Here is a 25,968-nt window from a genome sequence, read left to right as displayed (position 1 = left end):
AGGAAAAGCGCCACAAAACCCTGCTTTACGTTCACCGTACGCAAGCGATGTGATATACTTTCGCACCTTTAAAATCCGGGATTATGTAGAGGGATAGCGGCTCCATGAGCGACCTTGCGAGAGAAATTACACCGGTCAATATCGAAGAAGAGTTGAAAAACTCCTACCTCGATTACGCCATGTCGGTCATCGTTGGCCGAGCCTTACCCGATGTACGTGATGGCCTGAAGCCGGTGCATCGCCGTGTGCTTTTTGCCATGAGCGAACTGGGTAACGACTGGAACAAACCCTATAAAAAATCTGCCCGTGTGGTCGGTGACGTTATCGGTAAATATCACCCACACGGTGACTCCGCTGTGTACGAAAGTATCGTGCGCATGGCCCAGCCGTTCTCCCTGCGCTACATGCTGGTCGACGGTCAGGGTAACTTCGGTTCGGTCGACGGCGACTCCGCCGCAGCGATGCGTTATACCGAAGTGCGCATGGCGAAGATCTCCTCTGAACTGCTGGCTGACCTGGAAAAAGAGACGGTCGACTTTGTGCCGAACTATGACGGCACCGAGCAGATCCCAGAAGTCCTGCCGACCAAAATTCCTAACCTGCTGATCAACGGCTCCTCCGGTATTGCCGTCGGCATGGCGACCAACATTCCGCCTCACAACCTGACGGAAGTGATCAACGGCTGCCTGGCGTTCATCGAAGATGAAAACATCAGCGTCGAAGGGCTGATGGAGCACATTACCGGGCCGGATTTCCCGACCGCCGCCTTTATCAACGGTCGTCGTGGCATTGAAGAAGCCTACCGCACCGGGCGCGGTAAAATTTACATCCGCGCGCGCGGCGAGATTGAAACCGACGCCAAAACCGGTCGTGAAACCATCATCGTCAATGAAATCCCGTATCAGGTGAACAAAGCGCGCCTGATCGAGAAAATTGCCGAGCTGGTGAAAGAGAAGCGCGTTGAGGGCATCAGCGGCCTGCGTGACGAATCTGACAAAGACGGCATGCGTATCGTCATTGAAGTGAAACGCGATGCGGTCGGCGAAGTGGTGCTCAACAACCTCTACTCGCTGACGCAACTGCAGGTCTCTTTCGGCATCAACATGGTTGCCCTGCATCAGGGCCAGCCGAAGATCATGACGCTGAAGGAGATCATTGAAGCCTTCGTTCGCCACCGCCGTGAAGTGGTGACGCGTCGTACCATCTTCGAACTGCGTAAAGCGCGCGATCGTGCGCACATCCTTGAAGGTCTGGCGATTGCGCTGGCCAACATCGATCCGATTATCGAGCTGATTCGTCGGGCTCCGACGCCAGCCGAAGCGAAAAGCGGCCTGCTGGCGCAGTCGTGGGATCTCGGCAACGTCGCCGCCATGCTGGAACGTGCCGGTGACGACGCCGCGCGTCCGGAGTGGCTGGAAGCGGAGTTTGGTATTCGCGACGGTCGCTACTACCTGACCGAGCAGCAGGCACAGGCCATTCTTGATCTGCGTCTGCAGAAACTGACCGGCCTTGAGCATGAAAAACTGCTCGACGAGTACAAAGAGCTGCTGGACCAGATCGCCGAACTGATTCATATCCTGCAGAGTGCCGAGCGCCTGATGGAAGTGATCCGTGAAGAGCTGGTGGCGATGCGCGATCAGTTTGGCGATGCACGCCGTACGGAAATTACCGCTAACAGCGCTGACATCAACATCGAAGACCTGATCAACCAGGAAGATGTGGTGGTCACCCTGTCGCATCAGGGCTACGTCAAATACCAGCCGCTGTCAGACTATGAAGCCCAGCGTCGCGGCGGTAAGGGCAAATCGGCGGCGCGCATTAAAGAAGAAGACTTTATTGATCGTCTGCTGGTGGCCAACACCCACGACACCATTCTGTGCTTCTCCAGCCGTGGCCGCCTCTACTGGATGAAGGTCTATCAGCTGCCGGAAGCCAGCCGTGGCGCGCGCGGTCGTCCGATCGTCAACCTGCTGCCGCTGGAAGCCAACGAGCGTATCACCGCGATTCTGCCAGTGCGTGAATATACCGAAGGTTTCAACATCTTTATGGCGACCGCAGACGGTACCGTGAAGAAAACTGCGCTGCAGGAGTTCAGCCGTCCGCGCAGTGCCGGCATCATTGCCATCAACCTGCGTGAAGACGATGAGCTGATTGGCGTGGCGCTGACCAACGGTAACGACGAAGCGATGCTGTTCTCTGCCGCCGGTAAAGTGGTGCGCTTCGCGGAGAGCGCGGTGCGCGCCATGGGCCGTTCGGCTTCGGGCGTACGCGGCATCAGGCTGGCAGAAGGCGACAAAGTGGTGTCGCTGATTGTGCCACGTGAAGAGGGCGCGATTCTCACCGTAACGCAGAACGGCTACGGCAAGCGTACTGCTAACAGCGAGTATCCGACCAAATCGCGCGCCACGCAGGGCGTGATCTCGATTAAAGTCACCGAGCGTAACGGGCCAGTGGTTGGCGCGGTACAGGTGGTAGATAGCGATCAGATCATGATGATCACCGATGCCGGTACGCTGGTGCGTACCCGCGTGTCGGAAGTCAGCGTGGTGGGCCGTAATACGCAGGGCGTGATCCTGATTCGTACCGCGGAAGATGAAAACGTGGTCGGCCTGCAGCGCGTCGCTGAACCGGTGGAAGAGGAAGAACTCGACGCCATCGACGGCAGCGTGGCAGAAGGCGAAGACGATATCGCGCCGGAAGTCGACAGCGACGACGACGCACCGGAAACAGACGACGAAGAGTAACCGTTCGTTGTCTGTCACAAGCGGCAGGTCAGGGCAACCGACCTGCCGTTTTTTTTGTCTGACTTTCACTCCCAAAGTCGCGTGCCAACTGGCTTTTTCGCCCTGATAAAGCTAGTGTATGAGAACTTTTCAACGTCCCGATAACCCTTGCCGCCAGTGAGTCTCTTTTGAAATATCTCGTCTCCTTTCGCACCACGCTTCGCATCTCGCGCTACCTGTTTCGTGCGCTGGCACTGCTGCTCTGGTCGCTGGGTGCACTGTTGACCACTTTCTACATCATCAATGTGCTGCACGAGAAAGAGAACGCGGTGCGCCAGGAGTTTGCCACCAATTATGGTCAGGCCGAATGGTATGTGCGCCACTCCGCGGATGTGATGCGCGAGCTGAAGTACATCACTGAGAATCGCCTGAGCAGCAGCGTCAACGGGCTGGATATGCTCAACGGCATGCCGGGCGGCAAAAGCACGCTGCCGCAGTTTACGCCGCTGTTTACCGACGGTGACTGCACGTCAATGAGCAACACCTGGCGTAACTCGCTCGATTCCCTTAGCTATTTCATTAACTACTGGAAAAGCAATTTTGCCTCAGCCTATGAACTCAATCGGGTGTTCTTTATTGGCGGCGAAAATCAGTGCCTGGCAGATTTCACCATCGGCAACAATAATCCGGTCGATCGCGAACGCAGCCTGAAGGCGCTGCGCGAAAACGTGCTGCACTACCGCAGCGGCAACGAGGAAGAGCGGCGTAATCCAATGTACTGGATTACCAACAGCAGCCAGCCAGGCATCGGCAACTTCTACATGGTGGTGCCGGTTTACGTCGCCAACAAACTGCAGGCACTGCTCGGCGTGGAACAGAACATTCGCCTGGATGAATTTATTCAGCCCGGCGGGCTGCCGCTGGTGGCCACCATCACCGATGAAAACTATCGTCCGCTGATCAGCTCACGACGCGGCGGACCCGGTTATTCGCTGGACGATCTGCCGGATAACAGCACCTGGTTTGGTTATCTTGACGGCTATCGTCAGCTGGTGCTGAAAAAGCCGCTGCCGCCGTCCAGCCTCAATGTGGTGTGGTCGCTGTCGACCGATGTGCTGATGGATCAGCTCAAGCTGATGCTGATTAACGCGCTGCTGCTCAATATCCTCAGCGCGCTGATTCTGTTTACCCTGGCGTGGGTGTTTGAACGCCGCATGTTCCTGCCGGCGGAAGATAACGCTCACCGGCTGGAGGAGCACGAGCAGTTCAACCGCAAGATTGTCGCGTCAGCGCCGGTCGGCATCTGTATTTTGCGTACCAGCGATGGCACCAACATCCTCAGTAATGAACTGGCGCATAACTATCTGACGCTGCTGACGCAGGAAGATCGCCTGCGGCTGAATGAAATCATCGGCGGCCAGCAGGTTAATTTTGTCGATATGCTGACCGGCAGTAACACTAACCTGCAAATCAGCTTTGTGCATTCGCGCTACCGCAACGAGAACGTGGCGATTTGCGTGCTGGTCGACGTCTCGGCGCGCGTGCGCATGGAGCAGTCGCTGCAGGAGATGGCGCACGCTGCCGAGCAGGCCAGCCAGTCCAAATCGATGTTCCTTGCCACCGTCAGTCACGAACTGCGTACGCCGCTGTACGGCATTATCGGTAACCTCGATCTGCTGCAGACCAAATCGCTGCCGAAAGGCGTAGATTCGCTGGTCACGGCGATGAACAACTCATCCAGCCTGTTGCTGAAAATCATCAGCGATATTCTCGACTTCTCGAAGATCGAGTCCGAGCAGCTGAAGATTGAGCCGCGTCCCTTCTCGCCGCGTGAGGTGGTCAACCATATTGCCAGCAACTATCTGTCGCTGGTGGTGCGCAAGCGCCTGACGCTGTATGTGTTCATCGAGAACGATGTGCCGCTGGCGCTGGACGGCGATCCGCTGCGCCTGCAGCAGGTGATCTCCAACCTCTTGAACAACGCCATCAAATTCACCCACACCGGCTGCATTATCCTGCACGCCTATGTTAAAGAGGGGTATCTGGCGTTTCGCGTGCGCGACACCGGCGTGGGAATCCCGGCGAAAGAGATCACGCGCCTGTTCGACCCGTTCTTCCAGGTCGGCTCCGGCGTGCAGCGTAATTTCCAGGGCACCGGGCTGGGACTGGCGATCTGTGAAAAGCTCATCAACATGATGGATGGCGACATCGAAGTCGACTCTGAACCGGGCATGGGCAGCCAGTTCGTGGTGCGTATTCCGATCTACGCCGGACAGCAACCCGCGCCGCCGCTGCTGGATGGTCTGCAGGAAAAAGCCATCTGGCTCGATCTGCGCAACGACTATCTGGCGGCCTTCCTGCTGCGTCTGCTTCAGCAGCAGGGCATCCAGGTTGCGCACTATCAGGGGCGGGCTGGGGCGGACGATGTGATGATCTGCGATCACCACGACGCGCCAGCGCAGACGGTACGCGCGCGCATCCGTATCTGCGGTGAACACATCGATATGCCGCAGGAAACCACGCCGGGACAGTGGGTGCACAGCAGCGCGACGCTGCACGATCTGCCGCTGCTGCTGGGTCGGATTTATCGCATTGCCATCGACAGTGAAACGGCGACCACGCTGGAACTGCCGGTGCCGCAGCAGGCCTCCAGCTATGAAGACATCATGGTGCTGATCGTTGATGACCATCCGATTAACCGCATGCTGCTGTCTGAACAGCTTGGCACACTGGGCTATCAGACCAAAACGGCGCAGGACGGCGTGGATGCGCTCAACGTGCTCAGCCGTAACCATATCGATATCGTGCTGAGCGACGTCAACATGCCAAACATGGACGGCTACCGGCTGACGCAGCGTCTGCGCCAGCTGGGGCATGCTTTCCCGGTGATTGGAGTGACCGCTAACGCACTGGCGGAAGAGAAACAGCGCTGTATGGATGCCGGCATGGATAATTGCCTGTCAAAACCGGTGACGCTGGATGTGCTGAAAACCACGCTGGCGCTGTATGCCGAACGTGTTCGCAAAAGCCGGGAAGGATAAGCAGGGCAGAGGAGAGGCGGTGCCGAAGCACCGCCGCAGGGATTACTCTTTGTCGACCTGAGTGGCGCTGACGGAAGAGAGGTAGTTCAGCAGCGCGATATCGTTATCCACGCCCAGCTTCATCATTGCTGATTTCTTCTGGCTACTGATGGTTTTGATACTGCGGTTCAGCTTCTTGGCGATCTCGGTGACGAGGAAGCCTTCGGCGAACAGACGCAGCACTTCGCTCTCTTTCGGTGACAGACGTTTGTCGCCGTAGCCGCCGGCGCTGATTTTCTCCAGCAGTTTGGCCACGCTTTCCGGCGTGTACTTTTTGCCTTTCTGCAGGGCTGCCAGCGCTTTTGGCAGGTCAGTTGGTGCACCCTGTTTCAGCACGATGCCTTCGATATCCAGATCCAGTACCGCGCTCAGGATCGCCGGGTTATTGTTCATGGTCAGAACAATAATGGAGAGATCCGGATAGTGACGCTTGATGTACTTGATCAGCGTGATGCCGTCGCCGTATTTTTCGCCCGGCATCGACAGATCGGTAATCAGGACGTTGGCATCCAGTTTGGACAAGCTATTGATCAGTGCTGTTGAGTCTTCAAACTCACCTACCACATTCACCCATTCGATCTGCTCCAGAGATTTACGGATACCGAACAGAACGATTGGATGGTCATCGGCAATAATTACATTCAGGTTATTCATCTTATTGGTTACCTTGCTGCAGCAGTTGGTTGACGTACGCGTCAATTTCACTGGTGGTATTTTTAATGGTTAAATCGTCGCACAGTTTAATGTGCTGTTCTAACTCTTCACAAAGCTGTTTACCCGGCAGTAAATTGAGCATGGCAAACACGCCTTTCAGGCGATGCGCTGTCTGAGCAAGCGAGGGATAGTCCTTCTCCGCCGACTCAGTATACAGTCTCTTCACATCTGGCGGTACTGTCTCCGTAAACAGCTGGAAATAGCCGCCGCTCAGCAGCGGCGTGGCAGCCTCATCGTCGTCGCTCTCCTCTATCGAATCGTGAGCCAGTTGCTTCTCAATCAGGGCCAGCAGCGCATCAAGCAGCGCATTGCTGAGATTGAAATTGACCCGGAATTGCTGGTCGTTGAGGGCGTGATGCCCCATTTCGTCGCCCGCCAGCAACAGCGCCCAGCCGTGCAGGCGTGCCGGATCGTCCGTCACCAGCACATCATGCTCCTGCCCGGACAAGCGCTCATCCGAGGTCAGGCAATTTGCCCCCCAGTTCTCGAGGTGGCGGCAGACAATTTTGTGTACGTCTTCGACCGCGATATCCACCAGCGCCGTCACGCCTTCCAGCAGCTTCTCTTCCTGCTCGCTCTGCTGCTCCAGCGCCAGCGGCAGCTGAATGTTGTAGCGCGTGCCGATATCCGGTTTGGCGATAATCTCCAGCTGGCCGCCCATCTGTTTGCACAGCTGCTTACACAGGAAAAATGCCATGCCAGACGCCTGACCGTAACGATCCTGCGTGGTTTCGCCGAGGTAAGGGAAATCGACGTTGGCCAGCTCGTCGCCGGTCAGGCCTGAGCCGGTATCCACCAGCTGGAACAGCACGCTGTTGGCTTTGCTGTCGCTGGCTTTGATATCGAGGGAAATCTTGCCCCACTGCGTGGTGGTGAGCGCGTAGTGCATCAGCGTGGTCAGGACTTTACGCAGCGCGCGGCGATCGCCAAAGCGCATCTCGTCGTTGGCCAGCTGATTGTTGACCACCAGCGTCAGCCCTTTGCGCCGCAGCAGCGGCAGGCTCTCCAGCGCAATCTCATCCAGCAGATCCTGCAGGTTAAACACGCCCGCATCCGGCGACCAGTCGTGGGCTTCCAGCCGGTTGAGCAGGACGATATCGTCCACCAGCCGCGCCAGACCCTGGCTCTCATCCAGCAGATCCAGCACGCTCTCGTCGTCATCACGCTGGCTGAGCTGCACCAGCTGCGTCACCATGCTCTGCAGCGGACGATTAAGCGCATGGCCAAGATTCTGCATCAGCTGCTGGCGCATCTGGTGGTTGCGATCCAGCACCTGCTGCGCTTTTTGCAGCTTCTTATTCACCAGCAGCTCGCGATCCTGATCGCGCATCATAAACAGCTGGGTGTGCGGCGACAGCATGCTGCGCGCGTGGCGAATCTCATACACTTCGTTATTGATGGTAGCCTGCAGCACGCCCTGATGCTGATCGGACATATTGATGATCTTCTGCAGATTGAGATGCGGCAGCAGATGCTCAGCGATTTTGTTGCTCAGCAGGGTGCGATTGGTACCAAAGTCATACACCAGCAGCCCGACCGGCAGGCTGGCGACGATCTCCTCATTCAGCATGCGCAGCGAATCAAGCTCAGCGCTCTGGTTCTCATTCGGTCGCAGCGACTGCTGGCGCAGCAGCGTAATGCCGGCAATAGACAGCAGGAACAGCAACAGGTTGATCAGCAGCGGCCACATCAGGTTGTGCAGGGTATCCATCGCCAGGCTGGCGAGTGGCACCCGGTACACCAGCTGGAGCGAGGTGCTGGGCAGCGTGGCGGCAATCTCCAGGTTCGGGTTAACCAGCGTCACCGCGGTGCTTTCGCTGCTGGCGTCATCGCTGGTGGCGCTGCCGGGCTGGCTGGCATCCTGGCGCAACTGGAAGTTCTCCAGCGGCATACTGCGTGGAATCAAATCGTTAACCGGCAGATCGAACGCCACCACCGTGGCTAAATGACCTGGCTGGTTAAACGTGGTGCGCAGCGTGAAGTAGTGATCGTTCTGCCAGGCAAAGTGGCGCAGCGGCGAGAAGCTTTCGCGTTCGTCGAGCGCATTGGCCTGCTGCAGCATTTCGGCGCGGCGGCTGTCCACCAGCGTATTGATCGCGCTCTCTTTATAGCGCGTCGCCATATCCTTGAGCGGCAGGGTCGAGATCATGATCAGGCTGTTGTCCTGACCATTGAGGAAGTACATCGACCACGCCGGATTTTCAGCGCCCCACAGCGTATCGAGATAATTGGACATGCGCAGCGTCATATCCAGCGTGCTGCTGTCGTGCGAGCCAAAAATCAGCGCTTCGGTCTTGCGGCGGGTTTTCTCCAGATAGTAAACATCCGGGCGCAGGCGCGTCTCCTGCAGGCTGCTGTTCGGCGTAGAACCTGCGGCGCTGGTGGCGAGATTTTCATAGATTTGCCAGGTGGCAAAGCGGTAAGCATCAATGCGTTTTTGCATCGCGCGCGCCAGGTCGGTCATGGCGTAGCGCTTTTCCATGATCCACGCATTCACACTGTTATGCACCATGGCACCGAGCGCGAGAAACAGCACCAGGTTAAACACCACGAAAAAGCGCGTTACGTTGCCGGAGGTCAGCGGAAATTTATAAGGCAGCATAGGTGTCTCAGGATCCTGCAATTAACGCGCGACCAGCCGGGCGCTGGCGGCAACCGCCAGCAGCAGCAGGGCGATAAGTAAAAACGCGCCGCTCAGGCTGAGCCACTGGGAAATAAAGCCGATTAAAGCCGGGCCTGAAAGAATACCCGCATAGCCGAGCGTTGTCATGGCGGAAATCGCCAGATTGGCCGGCATATCCTGTTGATTACCGGCGGCATTAAACAGCATCGGCACGGTATTGGCCAGGCCAAAGCCCACCAGCAAAAAGGCCAGCAGCGCCGCCTGCGGCCATGGCAGCAGCACCGCCAGCGTCATGCCGGCTGCCGCTGCCAGCGCACCGGTCAGCATCACCGGATAGCGGCCAAAGCGCTGAATCACTTTATCGCCCGTCAGACGACCTATGGTCATGGCGATGGAGAAGATGGCGTACCCCAGACCGGCGTGCGCCACGCTCATGCCCGGACTTTGCAGCAGCAGCAGGGCGCTCCAGTCAAGTACCGCGCCTTCTGCAAGGAACAGAATAAAGCACAGGCAACCGAGGAAGGCGACCCAGCCGCGCGGGATCACCAGCCAGGGTTGATCGGGCTGATGCAGGCGCTCTGTCATCAGCGTCGGCAGGCTGCACAGCAACAGCAGCACCATCAGCAGCATGATAACGCCTACCGCCTGCAGCGGTGTCAGACCCGCGCCAAGTAACAGGCTGACCGCGCCGGCGCCGAGAATACCGCCAAGGCTGAAGAAACCGTGGAAACCGGACATCATCGGCTTCGCCGCCGCTTTCTCAACCTCAACCGCCTGCACATTCATGGCCACATCCAGCATGCCGAGCCCGGCACCGAACACCATCAGCGTGGCGGCCATCAACCACATCACATCCAGCGTTGCCAGCAGCGGCAGTACTGCCAGTATCACCAGCGTGGAGCACAGCATAACGCGGCGGCAGCCAAAGCGTGCCACCAGCGCACCGGTCACCGGCATTGCTGCCAGTGAACCAATGCCAAGACACAGCAGCAGGCCGCCCAGCGACGCGCCCGTCAGCTGGAGACGCTGGCTGGCAAACGGCACCAGCGGCGCCCAGGCAGACATGCTTAAACCGGCGATGAGAAAAACGAGGCGTGTTCCCAGATTGACACGCTGATGCAATTTGTTGGGCTGTGCGGCGTCCAGTGCTGTCATAAAGGTGTCGTTGTCATAAGTCGTTCGAGCGACGAAGTTTAGCATTAAAGCTGGCGCGGCACCGCTCAATGAAGGAGAAGAGCAGGGCAAAAATGGTCGCCAGAAAAGAGCATATTACCGATCTTTTGCCAGGCGCTGCGCTTTTCCAGACATTTCCTGGACTTCATAAACTCTCAGGCCGTTATCAAACCGACAGATTCAGTGAAAATTTGGCTTAAGTTGGGGTGAAAATCGATTGCTGCGGCAGCGCTAACTCACTGAATAGTGGTAAAGAATATTCCGCCAGCGGTTGGGGAAACGCATCGGCTATATTCCTGCTCAACTTTATTACGCCCGGAAATTAACATTGTGCAATCATGGCTAAGTAATGAACAAAAAGTGCGAAAAAGAACAAATAATGGCGTCCTGAGTGGCGGTTAATTTAACCTTAGTAAACAGGTTTACATAAAATTACACAGCGGAAGAAAAATGGCAGGCAAAAAAATGCCGGACAATCATGTCCGGCGGGAATTAGGGTAAATCTCTCATTCGGGGTGAATGAAGGTAATAATGAAATAAATGATGATAGCGGGAGTAATTGTATGCGCTGAGTGGCGTTAAGTTTTATCATTCAGTGCGGCAGCTTATCTCATCTTATCCCTATGTATTTAAATGAATAAAATTCGGTTTATCAATTAGTGCGATATTTTTTGCCGATGTGTGCTGATTATTAGTTCCGCGAAATTTACATTTAGAAATAACTATTTAATACAATGAAACACTTTCGGAAATTTAGTATCATTTTCGTGATAGATTATTGCTCTCCATAAAATAACAATGGCTTGTCGGCTAAATTTTTAAGCATTCAGTTAGCAGTGGCACATATAAAAGGCACATTACAGAGGGTAATAAAATGAAACGTCGCGTTCTCTCCCTGATGATTCCTGCATTGCTGGTGGCAGGCTCAGCAAGCGCAGCTGAAATTTATAACAAAGATGGCAACAAATTAGACCTCTACGGCAAAGTAGATGGCCTGCACTATTTCTCGGACAACGATGGCCAGGACGGTGACCAGTCTTACCTGCGTTTTGGTTTTAAAGGTGAAACTCAGGTGACCGACCAGCTGACCGGCTACGGTCAGTGGGAGTACCAGGCAGCGCTGAACACCGCAGAATCGCAGGGTACCGCTAACAGCTACACCCGTGTCGGCTTCGCCGGTCTGAAATTCGGTGATGCGGGCTCGTTCGACTACGGCCGTAACTACGGCGTACTGTATGACATCGGCGCCTGGACTGACGTGCTGCCGGAGTTTGGTGGTGACACCTACGGCGCGGACAACTTCATGTTCCAGCGCAGCAACGGCCTGGCGACTTACCGCAACAGCAACTTCTTCGGCCTGGTGGATGGCTGGAACTTTGCCGTGCAGTATCAGGGCAAAAACGACAACCCAACCGAATCCTCTTCCGGTCGTGATGTCCTGGGTGAGAACGGCGACGGCTGGGGTCTGAGCACCACCTATGATCTGGGCTCCGGTTTCGGTCTGGGTGCGGCGATGTTCCAGTCTGACCGTACCAACAATCAGAACGGCAACGCGCCAGGCATTCTTGGTCGCGGTGATAAAGCCGAAGCCTACACCGGCGGTCTGAAATATGACGCTAACAACGTGTATCTGGCGGCGATGTACACCCGTTCTTACAACGCAACCCGCTTCGGCGCGGTGGATTCCGCTGCGTACGGCTATGCCAACAAAGCGGACAACTGGGAACTGGTGGCACAGTATCAGTTTGACTTCGGTCTGCGTCCGTCGCTGGCCTTCGTCTCCTCACGCGGCAGCGATATCGAAGGTTACGGCAGCCAGAACCTGAAAAAATATGTCGACGTGGGTGCGACCTATTACTTCAACAAAAACATGTCGACCTATGTTGATTACCAGATCAACCTGCTGGACGACAACAACTTCACCGATGCGGCCGGTATCAACACCGACGACATCGTTGCGCTGGGCCTGGTTTACCAGTTCTAAGCCGGAGGGCGTGGCCTGCGGGTCACGCTCTGCTCTCCAGCAGCGCGTTCAGCGCCGCCTGCAGCGTTGCCGTCACCTGCTGCGCCGCTTCCCCCATCTGAACCTGCACGATTGCGCCATCCACCAGCAACACGATCTGCCCGGTTTTATCCTGCTGCGCTGTGCTGAGTCTTTCGGCAATGGCGGCCGCCATCTCCCGCTTGTGCTGGCGAATCAGGGCGCTCGCTTCCGGCAGGGTATCAGCCAGTTCTGCCGCGCTATTAATAAACGCACAGCCGCGGAAATCCTCCTCCTGAAACCAGCTCAGTAACGCAGCCGGCAGCGCCACGTTGATGGCAGGCTGCTGCGCCAGCGCGCTGCGAAAGCCGCTCATCCAGCGCTGATGGCGCTGCTGCAGAAATGCCAGAATTAAGTCATTTTTGGCCGGAAAGTGGCGGTAGAAGGTCACTTTGGTTACGCCAGCCGCGGCAATCACTTTATCGATGCCGGTAGCACGGATGCCTTGCGCATAAAACAGCTGTTGCGCGCTGAGCAGGATGCGGTCACGCGCGCTGGCGCTGGCATCAAACAGCAGGGGTGCGAGCATAAGAAAAAATTCCTGTTTACGGGGGTAGACAGAATTGTCTACATACGGCAGGATGAATCAAGTAGACAGACCTGTCTACATCATCAGGAGATAAAAAATGCTCATTCCCCCGTTCGATCATCAAAGTGCCTTAGAAAAAGTGCGTATGGCGGAAGATGCCTGGAACAGCTGCGATCCGCAGCGCGTGTCGCAGGTTTACAGTGAAGATACCCGCTGGCGCAATCGCAGCGAATTCGTTAACGGCCGCGCGGACGTCGTGACCTTTCTGCAGCGCAAATGGGCCCGCGAGCTGGATTATCGGCTGATTAAAGAGTTGTGGGCGTGGCACCACGATAAGCTGGCGGTGCGTTTTGCCTATGAGTGGCGCGATGACAGCGGCAACTGGTTCCGCAGCTACGGCAATGAAAACTGGCACTTTGGTGCCGATGGTCTGATGATTCAGCGCTTCGCCTGCATCAACGATTTGCCGATTAGCGCTGAAGCGCGGCTGTTTCACTGGCCGGCTGGCAGACGCCCGGACGATCATCCGGGCCTGAGCGAGCTGGGTCTGTAATTTACGGCGCGTTGCGCCAGCGTCTGGCCTTTGCCGCCTGCTGCGGGGATATGGTGGCAGGCGGCAGGCTGCCTTCCAGCGCCACCCCCGCCAGCGTGAAGGCGGAAAAGCTCAGCCAGCGCTGCCATTTATCCTGTTGTTTTGTTGCCTTACTCATATTGCACCTCGCTGATGTTCAACCCACCATCAACGCTGCACAATTCATGCCATGCCACCGCTCTCAGCGCCACGTGCCCCGTGGCCGCTTTGTTACACTGCGCCAGCGCTGAAGCGGTGCAGGATGCACGACGCTGGTGCAATGCCTTAACGTCGGCGCGACGGATAGTGCTGAATCAGGCGGTGGCGATAGTGCTGCCAGCAACGGAAGCTTCCGTAAGCAAATAACCCGGCGGTAATAGCAAGAATCATATAAATCATCTGTCGCTCCTGTAAGGATTCTCGTGCAGGAACGCAGTATGCTGTGCCAGCCAGCGATCAACTTCAAGCAGCTTTAGACGGTTTTACAAGCGAGTTATGCTTTGTAATAGGCTGTAGTAATGAGTTACAGACGAGGAATCGATGAATTTTCAGAACATTCTGCTGACAGGCATGGTAGCACTGCTGCTGAGCGGGTGCGAGCAAAAACCGGCGCATCAGGCGCTGGTGCTGGAAGGCAAAACCATGGGAACGGTGTGGCGCGTGAGTCTGGCGGGCGTGGATACTCAGCGTAAGGCCGCGCTGCAGCAGGCGATTCAGCAGCAGCTCGATCGCGACGATGGCGAACTCTCCACCTGGAAAAAGGACTCAGTGCTGTCGCGCTTCAACCAGTATCAGGGACAGGATCCCCAGCCGGTCAGTGCCGATATGGCCGATATCGTCACCCGCGCGCTGCGCATCGGCCAGCTGACCGGCGGCGCGATGGACATTACCGTCGGGCCGCTGGTGAATCTGTGGGGCTTTGGCCCGGCGCAGCAGCCGGCGCATACGCCATCGGATGCCGCCATCGCCGCCGCCAAAGCGCAGACCGGGCTGCAGCACCTGCGCGTGATTGAAACGGTGAACGGCCAGTGGCTGCAGAAAGATCTGCCGGGCCTGTATGTTGATCTCTCCACCATGGGCGAAGGCTACGCCACCGATCACCTGGCGCGGCTGATGGAACAGCAGGGCATCACTAATTATCTGGTGTCGGTGGGCGGGGCGGTGCTGAGTCGCGGCCTGAATGCCAGCCAGCAGCCGTGGCGGGTCGCCATCCAGAAACCGACCGATCGCGAGAACGCCGTGGAGGCACGCGTCGATCTGCAGGGGCACGGAATCAGCACCTCCGGCAGCTATCGCAACTATTATGAACTGGATGGCAAACGCATCTCGCACGTGATCGATCCGGCCAGCGGCCGACCCATCGATCACCGGCTGGTCTCAGCCACGGTGATTGCCACCACCGCGCTGGAAGCCGACGGCTGGGACACCGGGCTGATGGTGCTCGGCACCGAGCGTGCCAAAGCGCTGGCGCTGAAACAGCATCTGGCGGTGTATCTGATTACGAAGCAGGGCGACGGCTTCAGTCACTGGATGTCGCCACAGTTCAAATCATTTCTTATCGATCAGCCCTGACCTGACAGGAGGTAACTGTGCTGGATCTATTTAGTGAAGACGCGCCATGGCAGGAACCGCTGGCCGAGGGCGCGGTGATTCTGCGTCGCCGGGCGCGCGAGCAGGCCGATGCGCTGCTGGCGGCGATTCATGACGTCGCGGCCCTTAACCCGTTTGCCCATCGCATCACGCCGGGTGGACATCGCATGTCGGTCGCCATGACCAACTGCGGCGATTTCGGCTGGTCGACCGATTCGCGCGGTTACCAGTACACCGAACAGGATGTCAGCAGCGGCCGTAAATGGCCGCCGATGCCCGCGCTGTTCCGCACGCAGGCGCAGCAGACCGCGCAGGAGGCCGGCTTTGCCGGTTTCAATCCGGACGCCTGCCTGATTAACCGCTATGAGCCCGGTGCCAAACTGACGCTGCATCAGGATAAGGATGAGAAAGACTTACGCCAGCCGATTGTCTCGGTGTCGCTTGGCCTGCCGGCCGTTTTTCAGTTTGGCGGTTTCGAGCGCGGCGATGCAACGCAGCGCGTGCTGCTGGAGCACGGCGATATCGTGGTGTGGGGCGGTCCGTCGCGCCTGCGCTATCACGGCATTTTGCCGCTAAAAGCGGGCATCCATCCGCAGGCTGGCGCGTTCCGTTACAACCTGACCTTCCGCCGCGCTCAGTAACCGTAAAACGGATGAGAATTATTCTTGCCTTCACCCGAAGCGCCATTAAACTGCAGGCTGCCTGGTTGACCTCTGGATAATTTTTAATGGCATTGCTTCAGGTTGTTTTTCGCCAGTACCGCTGGCCGTTTATCGGCGTGATTGTGCTGACGCTGCTCAGCGCCGCGCTGGGTATCGGGCTGATCGCCTACATCAATAATGAACTGATCGTGGCAGTTAATACCTCGCTCACCGTGCTGCCGGGCTTTCTCGCCCAGCTGTTTCTGCTGATGGCGGTGACGCTGGCGTCGCAGCTGGCGCTGACTCAGCTCGGCCACCATTTTGTCTGGCGGCTGCGCGGTGAGTTTATCAAACGTATTTTGGATACCCGGGTTGAACGCATTGAGCAGATTGGTAACGCTCAACTGCTGGCCGGCCTGACCAGCGACGTGCGTGCCATCACTATCGCGTTTGTGCGCCTGCCGGAGCTGATTCAGGGCATCATTATTACGCTGGGTTCCGCGATCTATCTGGCGTGGCTGTCACCGCAAATGCTGTTGATCACCACGCTGTGGCTGGTGGTGACGCTGATCGGCGGCTGGCTGCTGGTGTCGCGCGTCTATCAGCACATGGCGAAGCTGCGCGACATCGAGGACGAGCTGTACCGTGATTTTCAGACCATCATTGAAGGGCGCAAAGAGCTGCAGCTTAACCGCGAGCGCGCCCGGCTGATTTACGACACCGTGTATCAGGAAAATGCCACGGATTATCGTCGTCACATTGTGCGCGCCGATACCTTCCATCTCAGCGCGGTGAACTGGTCGAACATTATGATGCTCGGCGCGATTGGTATTGTGTTCTTCATGGCTAATGGTCTCGGCTGGGCCAATACCGCTGTTGCCGCAACCTATTCGCTGACGCTGCTGTTCCTGCGCACGCCGCTGCTGGCGGCAGTAGGCGCGCTGCCGACGCTGCTCAGCGCACAGGTGGCATTGCGGAAAATTAATACCTTCGATCTGGCCCCTTATAGCGCCGGATTCAACGCGCTGCCGACGGTGAGCGACTGGCAGACGCTGGAGCTGCGCGATGTCTGTTTCCATTATGGCGAGCACGGTTTTGCCGTCGGGCCGATCAACCTGACGCTGCGCCGCGGTGAACTGGTGTTTCTGATTGGCGGTAACGGCAGCGGTAAATCTACGCTGGCGATGCTGCTGACCGGCCTGTATCAGCCGCATTCAGGCCGCCTGCTGCTGGACGGTAAAGAGGTGGACTGGCATAACCTTGATGCTTATCGCCAGCACTTCTCGGCGGTGTTCACTGACGTGCACCTGTTTGATCGCCTGATTCGTCGCGGTGGTGAGCCGGCTAATCCGGCGCTGGTGCAGCAGTGGCTGGAACGGCTGAAAATGCAGGACAAGCTGAAGCTGGAAGGCAACCGGGTTCTTAACCTGCAGCTGTCGAAAGGGCAGAGCAAGCGGCTTGCTCTGCTGCTGGCGGCGGCAGAGGAGCGCGATATCCTGCTGCTCGATGAGTGGGCGGCCGATCAGGACCCGCATTTCCGCCGCATCTTCTACCGCGAGCTGCTGCCGTGGCTTCAGGCGTCCGGCAAAACCGTGTTCGCCATCAGCCATGACGATCACTACTTTATTCATGCCGATCGGCTGCTGGAAATGCGCGATGGACAGTTAAGCGAGCTGACCGGCCGCGAGCGCGAAATGGCCACGCTGGACGCCGTCAAACGCACCGATACCGGCCATTGACGGCTGGCGGCAAAGCTTAGCAAAAACCCTTATTGGGCAGGATGTTGTCAGCGGGATACAGTGAATGGCAGCAGAGATCCTCGTCTCTGTCTCCCTGGAACACTTCTGTCGTCTTGTGTTGTCACCGGCCCGGGCTCATTCCGCGCCGGTTTTTTATTGCGTGCAGGCCGGGTGAGTGAGCAGTGTGACCACGCGCGCCGGCTGCAGCCAGAAGCGTGCGTCCAGCACGGTGCTGCGGGTAAATTCCGCGCTGAAATCCTGACACAGCTGCAGCCTGGCGCGCTGCTGCGGCAGGTCGAGCTCAATCAGCGCAGCCTGATGAAACGCCATGGGCTGATGCAGCCGCGGCCATAGCGCCTTATAAAGACTCTCTTTCAGCGAAAACAGCAGCGTTGCCGCCTGCGCAAAGGGCAGCGGCTGGCCCTCAAGCAGCGCGCGCTCCTGCGCGTTCATCAGCAGTTCCGCCGTGTCCTGCGCGGTTTGCTCTGCCATCACCTGCTCAACATCAATGCCCACATACAATGCCTCGCGCGTCGCGGCCATCACCACGCAGTCATGGCTGTGTGACAGCGAAGCGCGGATGCCTGCCGGCCAGCACGGTGAGCGATCCGGTGCGTTGTGCAGCACAAAATCAGTGATTCCCAGCTGCGCCAGCTGTTGCCGCACCAGCCAGCGGCTGGCGAGATATTCAATTTTGCGTTTGCTGGCTGCCTGCTGTAGTGCAGACGGCAGCGGCAGTTGCCACTGCGCAGGTAAAGCGGCGTGCCACTGTTGCCGATCAAAGCGGCACCACGCCAGCGATAGCGATTCAGCGGTGTGGCCAGCGGCGGTGATAAAACCACAAGTGGGCAGCGGCAGGGGCGTTTCGGCTGAGAACATAACGAGTAACGGCTGATGGAAAAGCGTGTTTTACCAGTCAGCCGCGGGCAGAGCAAGCCGAAAAGGCTGCTGCGGGTTAGCGATTTGGCGGGATAGCGAAGCTCTTCATCTGCACCACAAAATGGTGGTGGCCTTTGGTAATGCGTGCACCACGGTCACACCAGTGGCTCGCCAGGCGGAAGAAATCATCGCTGCCAATATCATACGCCAGCTCCACTTTGCTGATGCCTGAGTGCAGGAGTTCTTCCGCATCCTGCAGGTTTTTTGCTTTGATGACCATAACGAGATTCCATCAAATAAACGGGAGCTTTAGGGTAGGGGAAATCTGTGACAGTTTTGTTTCACTTTAATGAATTGCTGTCACAAATCAGTAAAAACGTGATCCCGGTCGGCTTTGCTGACTTCAGTTAAGTACCTGATTCGCAGCATGAATGAAGTGTGATGCAAGATTATGCTGCAGGATTTAGCACCCTGAACAGTAAGGTCAGGGTCTGTCGCAGTGGTGACGAATAGCCGCGTCTGGCGCGGTAATGACGCGGTCATTTTCCATCTCTATCCTTCCTGTGGTGGCTGTATTATGAAGCCCATCACACATCGATAGCCGCTTCGTTTAACCTGGGTAAAGCGTGGGCGTAAGATGCTGGTGGCTGACGAAGAGGCTAAGGAGCGAACGATGCAAAAACTGGCTGGCATAATGTTACTGGGTTGCATGAGCGTAGGCGCTGCACAGGCAGCGGATCTCAGCTTCCGGAATGCGCAGGGCAATATTGAAGTGGTGCCCGGCAAACCCACCTTTGTACATAAACTGCACTACCGTAAACTCTATGATGAAAAGCCGTTCCCGGATGCGGTGATTTATTACTACAGCAACGGGGTGTATAAAATCCTGTCGCAGGGCGAAAATCATTATGGCCTCTACGTGATGCAGGGCAGCGTTGAGGACCAGAGTTACACCATCCGCTATATTTCAACGCCGTCAAAAGACTGGGGCAATAAAACTGCCTTCCATCAGCTCACCTTTGTGAATGGCGCGCAGGCAAAGGTGTTTATTCAAAACGCGATTACCGATACCGGTGAGCAGATCGCCCAGCAAAACGGCGAGTTTTTGCTGCAGGATCACGATCCCGCAAACGCGGCGGCAGACCGCTGGGATGATGATTTAAAAATCAAACGCTGACGGGTTAGCCCTTCATCTGTGCCGCGATCGTCGCGCCTTTGGTTGCGGCACCCGATGCGTTATCCACAGCAAAGATTTTCCCTATCCCAGCGAGAATTGTTTCCGGCTGGCAACGCAGCGGAAACTCGATAATTATCAGGGCATGACTAAATATCGTGTAAGAGTGGGTTTTCACAACCCCTCAGCCCTGACCTTCAGGCAGCTGGATGAAATCCTGGAACCGCAACGCTTCTGGCGCAGCGACACGCGCAGCGGTACGTTTCGCTACTTCATGGAGTATGAGTATGAGTCGGACGTACGCGATATCTGCGAAGTGTGCGAGCTGGCTTATTCGCAGGCGTGTAAGGTGAAGAAATGCCCGCTGATTCTGGTGCAATCCTGCGAGGCAGAGGTTTCACTCAGCGTCAACGATTGAGATTCGCCGCAGCGAATCTCAATCCGGCTGGCATCATGCCGCCATTTTACGGCACTCTTCTGCACAGCGCTGACAGGCCTGAGCGCATTGCTGGCAGTGCTGGTGTTGATGCTGCTGGCACGACTGCGCGCACTGCTGGCAGATGTCGGCGCAGAACTGACAGAGCTGCTGCACCGATGCACTGTTTAGCGCCATGAACTGCGCCGTGAGGCGACAGGTATTGGCGCACTGCATATCCAGCCTGATGCATTCGCGCATCATCTCCACATTTTCCTCATCCAGACAGGATGTTGCGCAGTGGTCGCACGCGGCTGCGCACAGATAACAAGCCTCCACGCAGCGTTTATATTCATCAAGCATGTTTCCTCCTTGCATTGGTGATTAACCGTTTAAGCCTGGAAAGGATTGGTCATTATGCAATGAAGGAAAGCGTTAGGATTTATTACCGCGCTGTGCTTAACGCCGCGATTTTACAGCAGAAAATAAAAAAGCAGCCATAAAGGCTGCTTTTCTTTGGGATTTTGGTCGGCACGAGAGGATTTGAACCTCCGACCCCTGACACCCCATGACAGTGCGCTACCAGGCTGCGCTACGTGCCGAACGTGGAGGGTTATACTACTGGTTCCGTTGGCGATTGCAATATGCCGGCAGCTTAACTGCCTCATAATTAATCAGTTTGCCGTGAACCGTTTCTCTTCCGTCAGCACCTGCAACAGTAGCGCCAGCTGAGGTTTATGATCTTTCAGCTCTTTGCCCTGGGCATCGTACGCGCTGTAGTTACCGTTGTTGCTGAGGACCAGCGTCACTGTTGGCGTGGTCACCACCAGTTTGCCATCTTCACTGCTGGCGACCCAGTTATGGCTGCGCTGCGCGGCAAACAGATCTTCACCCTGTGAATAGTTAACCGGATTGGTGCGCACGTGCAGCAGGCGCTGCATCAGCGTGGTCATCACATCCTGCTGATCGGTCAGGCGATCGATGCTCTGTGCCGGGGTATTCGGCCAGTGCACCACCAGCGGCACCTGCAGCGTGGCGCGGTTGCCCGGATTATCGCTGTTGTCGAAGGTAATGGCGCGCTGCGCCGTGATCACCACCACGGTATTCTTCAGCGCATCATTCTGCTGCAGCGTATGCAGCACCGTCGCGATTTGTTCATCCACGCCTGTCGCCTGGCGCATATAGCTGCGCTGGCGCGCTTTGGTGCTGTCGCCGGTTACCGTCACGCCGTTGAGCGCGATCCACGAGAACCAGGGCGCGCCGCCTTTCTGACCATTGAGCCAGTTCTGCCACTGTGTCACCGTGGTGCTGTTAGGCTGGGTATCGGCCTGCGGCAGGCTGTAATCCGCCAGCAGCGCCTGACGGTACAGCGGCTGGCTAAAGCCATCGGAAGAGAACAGACCGAACTGATAACCCTGGCTGTTCAGCGCGCCGAGCAGGGCAGAGGGCATGCGCGCCGCCAGCACGCCGTCCATGTAGCTGGAGGAGATACCGTAGAACAGACCGAACAGGCCTTTTTCCGGCTGCAGTCCGGCGCTGTAATGCTGGGTAAAGCGCACGTTTTCACTGGCGAACTGATTAAGCGACGGCAGCGCTTTATCCACCGTGGCATTGTTCAGTCCGTCCACCGTCAGAATCAGCAGGTTATGGCGCGTTCCGCCATCGCGGAACGTAATATCGCTGAGCGGATACTGCACCGACAGCGCTTCCGGATCGCCCTGTTGCACCAGACGGCGCTGATACTCCTGCGCATCCAGCAGGCCATGTCGCTCCAGAAAGCGCCGTGCGGTCATCGGATAGGAGAGCGGCAGGTTGGCACGCTGCATGGTGATCGGCCGGTAGAAGTTGGCGTCCGCCCAGATATACAGCAGATGACTGGCAAAGAAGGCGCTGATAAACAGCGCGGCCAGCGGCTTGCCAAACGAACGCCGGTTCAGGCTGCGCAGCTTTTGCCAGCTCCAGGTGGCAAACAGCATCTCAACGAGGAAAATCAGCGGTACGCTGATAAACATCAGCTGCCAGTCGCGCGCCATCTCGCTTTGATCGGGGTTGACCACCAGTTCCCACACCACCGGATTGAGGTGCAGATGGAAACGGTTGAACACCGCGCTGTCGACCATAATCAGCGTCAGCCCGGCCGTGGCGACCACGGCGGAGAGCACGCGCAGCAACCGCTGCGACATGGCGACAAAGGTCAGCGGGAAGATAATCAGCAGATAAGCGGCAAACACGATAAAGCTGAAATGGCCAATCCAGCTGGTAAACGCATAAATACGGCCGGCGAGGGAAGAGGGCCAGTCGGCGACCAACAGGTAGCGGCTGCCTAAAATAAGCGCAAACAGAATATTAAACAGGGCAAACCAGTGCCCCCAGCTGATCATCTGGGAGACTTTTTCACGGTAGCGCTGCCGGTTGGTTACCATATTTATGAGGTCAAATCTGCAATTTAGTGGGCGTTGTCATCGCGCACGGAAGACTGCAGCGCTTCCGCAAACGAGCGGGCGAGGCTGCGGCGCTGGGCCGGTGCGATGTCGGTGTTGATCAAATTGGTCACCATGTTCCCCAACACCATCAGGGAAAGATCGGTTGGCGCTTTGTCTTTTTCAAGAACCTGCGCCAGCTGCGCGAGAAGCTGTTCGACGCGCGCGTCGCTGTAACGGGATGATTGTGGCATATCGTCGACTAATCAAGTGTGAAAACGCGGTATATTACCGTAACAACGCACTTTTTTCCGCAATTTTATCGCAAGCAGAACGATCAGTTTGTGCGCGCAGTTGAAAGCGGCTGCGGGCGGTGTTTGAATACGCGCCTGAGCCAAAAGGAGAGTCTACCATGAGTCTGGATATCGACCAGATTGCCCTGCATCAGTTAGTCAAACGTGATGAAAACCAGCTGGAACTGGTGCTGCGCGATACCCTGCTACCTGCCACGCAGGCGGTGGAAGAGATGGCGGAAGAGTTACACCGCGTCTATAGCGCCAAAAGCAAGGCTTACGGCCTGTTTAATGAAGACAGCGAGCTGGCGGAAGCGCTGCGCAACTGCCGCAAAGGGCAGGATGACTTCCTGGCGTTCAGCCGTGCGGCTACCGGACGCCTGCGCGACGAGCTGAGCAAATACCCGTTCGCCGAAGGCGGCGTGGTGCTGTTTCTGCACTATCGCTATCTGGCGGTGGAGTATCTGCTGGTGGCGGTGCTGAACAGCCAGTCGAGCATGCGCGTTAACGAGCAGCTCGACATCAGCAGCACGCACTATCTGGACATCAACCATGCCGATATCGTGGCGCGTATCGATCTCACCGAGTGGGAAACCAACCCGGAATCCACGCGCTACCTGACCTTCCTGCGCGGACGCGTGGGGCGCAAAGTGGCCGATTTCTTCATGGATTTCCTCGGCGCCAGCGTCGGTCTGGATACCAAAGCACAGAACCGCGGGCTGCTGCAGGCGGTAGATGATTACTGTGCCGAGTCCAGCCTGGATAAAAATGAGCGCCAGAACTATCGCCAGCAGGTCTACAGCTATTGCAATGAACAGCTGCAGGCGGGCGAGGAGATTGCGCTGGAAGATCTCTCCAGCGAACTGCCGCCGCTGGGCGAAAAAACCTTTCAGGCGTTTACCCAGGAACAGGGTTATGAGTTGGAAGAGCATTTCCCGGCTGACCGCAGCACCCTGCGTCAGCTGACGAAATTTGCCGGTAGCGGCGGGGGATTAACGCTTAACTTTGATGCCATGCTGCTGGGCGAGCGCATTTTCTGGGATCCGGCCACCGATACGCTGACCATCAAAGGCACGCCGCCGAATCTGCGCGATCAGCTGCAGCGTCGTACCGGCGGTCAGTGATCGCCCGCTTTGCGCCATAAAAAAACGCCGCAGATGCGGCGTTTTTTCGTCAACCCGTTAGCGATTAAGCGCGAACGAAGTCGATGTGGTGCAGTTTTGGCTTGAACGGGTGACGCTGAACAGCCTGAACTTTAACTTTGGTTTCTTTACCGTCAACAACCAGAGTCAGCACGTCGCTGTAGAACTCAGGCTTAGCCTGCATGTTCATCACAGAGTCGTGGTCCAGTTCGATAGAAACCGCAGCGTCTTTACCGCCATAGATGATGGCCGGGAATTTGTTCGCTGCGCGCAGGCGGCGGCTCGCACCCTTACCCTGCTCTTTACGTACTTCTGCATTAATAGTGAACATCTTAAGATCTCTTCTATAGTTCCTGCTACAGGCGACCCAGCAACAGGACGGTTATTCAATACGCTTTTACGGATGTAAAAGCGGGCGGCATTATAGCCGGATTGCCACAGCGGGGCAAATGATTCCGCCGCTTAGCGCAGCTCGTTAGCGCGGCGATAGCGTCCCTGATAATCGAACATTTTTTCCCGCACCTGCCAGTAGTGGCCTTTGGCGCGCGCCACCACAAAATCGGGATGGCGCAGCAGCGGCTGCAGCGCCACCACATCAGCGGCGGTCTGCCAGCCGAGCTCCACGCCGGGCGCACGCTGATGTGGCCGCATAAACAGCTGCTCAAAGGCGGTGCGCTGCGCCGGAGTGCGCAGGCGAAAGCGCTCGCTGACGCTGGTGCCATCCTCATCAAAATAGGTGGCTTGCAGCCACTCGCCTTTATCATCGCGTCCATGCGCCAGCGTCATACCACTACAGCGCAGTACGCGCGCGTCTTTCAGCTTCAGCGCCGCTTTCAGCATATCATCGGGGTCGACCAGCACCTTGTCGCACTGCTGGCAGCGGCGCGCGGCGATATCATTTTCTGCACCGCAGTCCGGGCAGCTTTTGAAGCGGAAACGGTAGTCGCACTGCGCGCGATTGCCCTCGTCATCGTCGAGCACGCCCTGACAGCGGCGGCCAAAGTGCTCAATGACGTGGCCATCTTCGGTCGCCTTGCCCCAGAAGGTATTCGCAAAGCCGCAGGCCGGACAAAACACCTGCACCGGCTGGTTATCGCTGGCGCCTTTCGGTGCGCCGACTTCGGGCGTAAAGAGATCGTGCGGGTTTCCGGCGTAATCGAGGATCAGGCAGTCGGTTTTGCCCGGTGCCAGCCGCAACCCGCGACCGACAATTTGCTGATACAGGCTGACCGATTCGGTCGGGCGCAGAATGGCGATCAAATCGACGTGCGGCGCGTCGAAGCCGGTGGTCAGCACCGCCACGTTAACCAGAAACTTAAGCTGCTGCGCTTTGAACTGCTGAATCAGCCGGTCACGCTCTTTCACCGGGGTTTCTGCCGATACCAGCGCACTGTTTTCCGGCAGCAGGCTGAGAATTTCCCGCGCGTGTTCAACGGTTGCGGCAAACACCATCACGCCGCGGCGCGTCTCAGCGAACTCGATGATCTGTCGCATGATCTGCGGCGTGACGCGCTGCTGCTGTTTCAGTTCGCGGTTAAGATCAGCCTCACTGAACAGGCCATTATTCTGCGGGATCAGCCGACTGAAATCGTACTGCACCACCGGCATATCCAGCCGCTCAGGTGGCACCAGAAAGCCATGTTTGATCATATAGCGCAGCGGCAATTCGTAGATGCAGTCGCGGAACAGCGCGTTATCGTCGCCGCGCACCATGCCGTGATAGTGGTACTGGTAAATCCAGCCTTTGCCCAGGCGGAATGGCGTGGCGGTCAGCCCCAGCAGACGCAGCTGCGGATTGTGCTGGCGCAGATGGGCGAACAGCTGCTGATACTGGCTCTCCTCGTTGTCGCTGATGCGATGGCACTCATCGACGATCACCAGCGAAAAGGCGCTGTCAAAACTGGCCAGATTGCGCGCCACTGATTGCACGCTGCCGAACACCACTTTACCGTCGCTCTGCTTGCGCTGCAGGCCCGCGGCGAAGATGTCCGCCTGCAGGCCATACGCCTGATATTTACTGTGGTTCTGCTCCACCAGTTCTTTGACGTGAGCCAGCACCAGCACGCGACCGCGCGCCAGCCGCGCCAGTTCGGCGATCACCAGGCTTTTGCCGGCGCCGGTCGGCAGCACAATCACCGCTGGCGTGGCGTGGCGGCGAAAATGGGCAACGGTGGCATCAACGGCTTCTTGCTGATAGGGGCGCAGGGTAAACGACATGGGA

The 25,968-nt window shown here is 57.2% G+C and carries 22 protein-coding genes and 1 tRNA gene; 10 read left to right on the top strand and 13 right to left on the bottom strand.

All coding sequences use genetic code 11. From position 1 onward, the window contains the following. Positions 1-104: 104 nt before the first annotated feature. Positions 105-2,744: a DNA topoisomerase (ATP-hydrolyzing) subunit A gene (gyrA, locus tag C1Y43_RS13425; protein WP_021509233.1), complete on the top strand. Its 2,640-nt coding sequence runs from the start codon at positions 105-107 to the stop codon at positions 2,742-2,744. 167 nt (positions 2,745-2,911) lie between these two features. After that, positions 2,912-5,764: a two-component system sensor histidine kinase RcsC gene (gene rcsC / locus C1Y43_RS13420; RefSeq protein WP_021509234.1), complete on the top strand. Its 2,853-nt coding sequence runs from the start codon at positions 2,912-2,914 to the stop codon at positions 5,762-5,764. Between the two features lie 42 nt (positions 5,765-5,806). Here rcsC and rcsB read toward each other — a convergent pair whose 3' ends face one another. The 3 genes from rcsB to C1Y43_RS13405 are packed head-to-tail and all read right to left on the bottom strand — an operon-like array spanning position 5,807 to position 10,295. Then, positions 5,807-6,457: a response regulator transcription factor RcsB gene (gene rcsB, locus C1Y43_RS13415; protein WP_013509853.1), complete on the bottom strand. Its 651-nt coding sequence runs from the start codon at positions 6,455-6,457 to the stop codon at positions 5,807-5,809. A gap of 1 nt (position 6,458) precedes the next feature. After that, the gene (rcsD, locus tag C1Y43_RS13410; protein WP_058758458.1) at positions 6,459-9,116 is read right to left on the bottom strand and encodes a phosphotransferase RcsD; all 2,658 of its coding nucleotides are present in this window, start codon (positions 9,114-9,116) and stop codon (positions 6,459-6,461) included. Between the two features lie 24 nt (positions 9,117-9,140). Continuing rightward, positions 9,141-10,295 (bottom strand): MFS transporter, encoded by a 1,155-nt coding sequence (locus tag C1Y43_RS13405; protein WP_021509236.1) that lies wholly within the window; start codon positions 10,293-10,295, stop codon positions 9,141-9,143. Between the two features lie 892 nt (positions 10,296-11,187). Between C1Y43_RS13405 and ompC the strand changes: the two genes are divergently transcribed. Next, positions 11,188-12,297 (top strand): porin OmpC, encoded by a 1,110-nt coding sequence (gene ompC / locus C1Y43_RS13400; protein WP_031280043.1) that lies wholly within the window; start codon positions 11,188-11,190, stop codon positions 12,295-12,297. 22 nt (positions 12,298-12,319) lie between these two features. Here the strand turns inward: ompC and C1Y43_RS13395 are convergent, their stop codons facing one another. Further along, positions 12,320-12,883 (bottom strand): TetR/AcrR family transcriptional regulator, encoded by a 564-nt coding sequence (locus C1Y43_RS13395; protein ID WP_058769916.1) that lies wholly within the window; start codon positions 12,881-12,883, stop codon positions 12,320-12,322. Positions 12,884-12,980: 97 nt separating this feature from the next. Between C1Y43_RS13395 and C1Y43_RS13390 the strand changes: the two genes are divergently transcribed. Continuing rightward, entirely contained in the window at positions 12,981-13,436 is a 456-nt protein-coding gene (locus tag C1Y43_RS13390; RefSeq protein WP_058758444.1) for a nuclear transport factor 2 family protein, read from the top strand. Position 13,437: 1 nt separating this feature from the next. Here the strand turns inward: C1Y43_RS13390 and C1Y43_RS23955 are convergent, their stop codons facing one another. Next, positions 13,438-13,593: a hypothetical protein gene (locus tag C1Y43_RS23955; RefSeq protein WP_166718437.1), complete on the bottom strand. Its 156-nt coding sequence runs from the start codon at positions 13,591-13,593 to the stop codon at positions 13,438-13,440. Between the two features lie 401 nt (positions 13,594-13,994). Here C1Y43_RS23955 and apbE point away from each other — a divergent pair, with 401 nt between their 5' ends. The 3 genes from apbE to C1Y43_RS13375 all read left to right on the top strand — a co-directional run bounded on the left by apbE (position 13,995) and on the right by C1Y43_RS13375 (position 17,424). Continuing rightward, a complete protein-coding gene (gene apbE, locus C1Y43_RS13385) occupies positions 13,995-15,026 on the top strand; it encodes an FAD:protein FMN transferase ApbE (RefSeq protein WP_104188532.1) in 1,032 nt (343 codons plus the stop codon). A gap of 17 nt (positions 15,027-15,043) precedes the next feature. Then, positions 15,044-15,685 (top strand): DNA oxidative demethylase AlkB, encoded by a 642-nt coding sequence (gene alkB / locus C1Y43_RS13380; protein WP_104188530.1) that lies wholly within the window; start codon positions 15,044-15,046, stop codon positions 15,683-15,685. Positions 15,686-15,771: 86 nt separating this feature from the next. Next, positions 15,772-17,424 carry a multidrug ABC transporter permease/ATP-binding protein gene (locus tag C1Y43_RS13375; RefSeq protein ID WP_104188528.1) on the top strand — a complete coding sequence of 551 codons (1,653 nt, stop codon included), beginning with the start codon at positions 15,772-15,774 and terminating at the stop codon, positions 17,422-17,424. Positions 17,425-17,577: 153 nt separating this feature from the next. Here C1Y43_RS13375 and C1Y43_RS13370 read toward each other — a convergent pair whose 3' ends face one another. Together C1Y43_RS13370 and C1Y43_RS13365 are read right to left on the bottom strand one after the other, a co-directional pair. Next, positions 17,578-18,303, bottom strand: coding sequence for a 4'-phosphopantetheinyl transferase (locus C1Y43_RS13370; RefSeq protein WP_104188526.1), 726 nt, complete (start codon positions 18,301-18,303; stop codon positions 17,578-17,580). Positions 18,304-18,379: 76 nt separating this feature from the next. Further along, positions 18,380-18,583, bottom strand: coding sequence for a hypothetical protein (locus C1Y43_RS13365; RefSeq protein ID WP_010618078.1), 204 nt, complete (start codon positions 18,581-18,583; stop codon positions 18,380-18,382). A gap of 393 nt (positions 18,584-18,976) precedes the next feature. Here C1Y43_RS13365 and C1Y43_RS13360 point away from each other — a divergent pair, with 393 nt between their 5' ends. Both C1Y43_RS13360 and C1Y43_RS13355 read left to right on the top strand, forming a co-directional pair. Next, entirely contained in the window at positions 18,977-19,480 is a 504-nt protein-coding gene (locus C1Y43_RS13360) for a hypothetical protein (protein WP_199189152.1), read from the top strand. A 142-nt stretch (positions 19,481-19,622) separates the two neighbouring features. Continuing rightward, positions 19,623-19,895, top strand: coding sequence for a hypothetical protein (locus C1Y43_RS13355; protein ID WP_104188524.1), 273 nt, complete (start codon positions 19,623-19,625; stop codon positions 19,893-19,895). Between the two features lie 33 nt (positions 19,896-19,928). On the opposite strand, the gene C1Y43_RS13350 is transcribed toward C1Y43_RS13355, so the two are convergent. The 4 genes from C1Y43_RS13350 to C1Y43_RS13335 all read right to left on the bottom strand — a co-directional run bounded on the left by C1Y43_RS13350 (position 19,929) and on the right by C1Y43_RS13335 (position 22,566). Beyond that, positions 19,929-20,255, bottom strand: a complete 327-nt coding sequence (locus C1Y43_RS13350) for a four-helix bundle copper-binding protein (protein WP_104188522.1) — start codon at positions 20,253-20,255, stop codon at positions 19,929-19,931. A gap of 162 nt (positions 20,256-20,417) precedes the next feature. Beyond that, a tRNA-Pro gene (locus C1Y43_RS13345) sits at positions 20,418-20,494 on the bottom strand. 72 nt (positions 20,495-20,566) lie between these two features. Further along, positions 20,567-22,315: an LPS biosynthesis-modulating metalloenzyme YejM gene (gene yejM, locus C1Y43_RS13340; protein WP_021509248.1), complete on the bottom strand. Its 1,749-nt coding sequence runs from the start codon at positions 22,313-22,315 to the stop codon at positions 20,567-20,569. A 23-nt stretch (positions 22,316-22,338) separates the two neighbouring features. After that, the gene (locus tag C1Y43_RS13335) at positions 22,339-22,566 is read right to left on the bottom strand and encodes a YejL family protein (RefSeq protein WP_021509249.1); all 228 of its coding nucleotides are present in this window, start codon (positions 22,564-22,566) and stop codon (positions 22,339-22,341) included. Positions 22,567-22,724: 158 nt separating this feature from the next. Here C1Y43_RS13335 and yejK point away from each other — a divergent pair, with 158 nt between their 5' ends. Beyond that, entirely contained in the window at positions 22,725-23,729 is a 1,005-nt protein-coding gene (yejK, locus tag C1Y43_RS13330) for a nucleoid-associated protein YejK (protein ID WP_021509250.1), read from the top strand. 64 nt (positions 23,730-23,793) lie between these two features. On the opposite strand, the gene rplY is transcribed toward yejK, so the two are convergent. Beyond that, a complete protein-coding gene (gene rplY / locus C1Y43_RS13325; RefSeq protein WP_058775794.1) occupies positions 23,794-24,078 on the bottom strand; it encodes a 50S ribosomal protein L25 in 285 nt (94 codons plus the stop codon). Between the two features lie 131 nt (positions 24,079-24,209). After that, on the bottom strand, positions 24,210-25,964 hold the full coding sequence (locus C1Y43_RS13320; RefSeq protein WP_104188521.1) for a DEAD/DEAH box helicase: 1,755 nt from the start codon (positions 25,962-25,964) through the stop codon (positions 24,210-24,212). Positions 25,965-25,968: the final 4 nt, after the last annotated feature.

It is taken from the genome of Pantoea sp. ICBG 828, assembly GCF_002928355.1.
GTDB lineage: Bacteria > Pseudomonadota > Gammaproteobacteria > Enterobacterales > Enterobacteriaceae > Pantoea > Pantoea dispersa.
The sequence above is the reverse complement of the archived record's forward strand: the minus strand, read 5'-3'. Positions and strand labels throughout refer to the sequence as shown.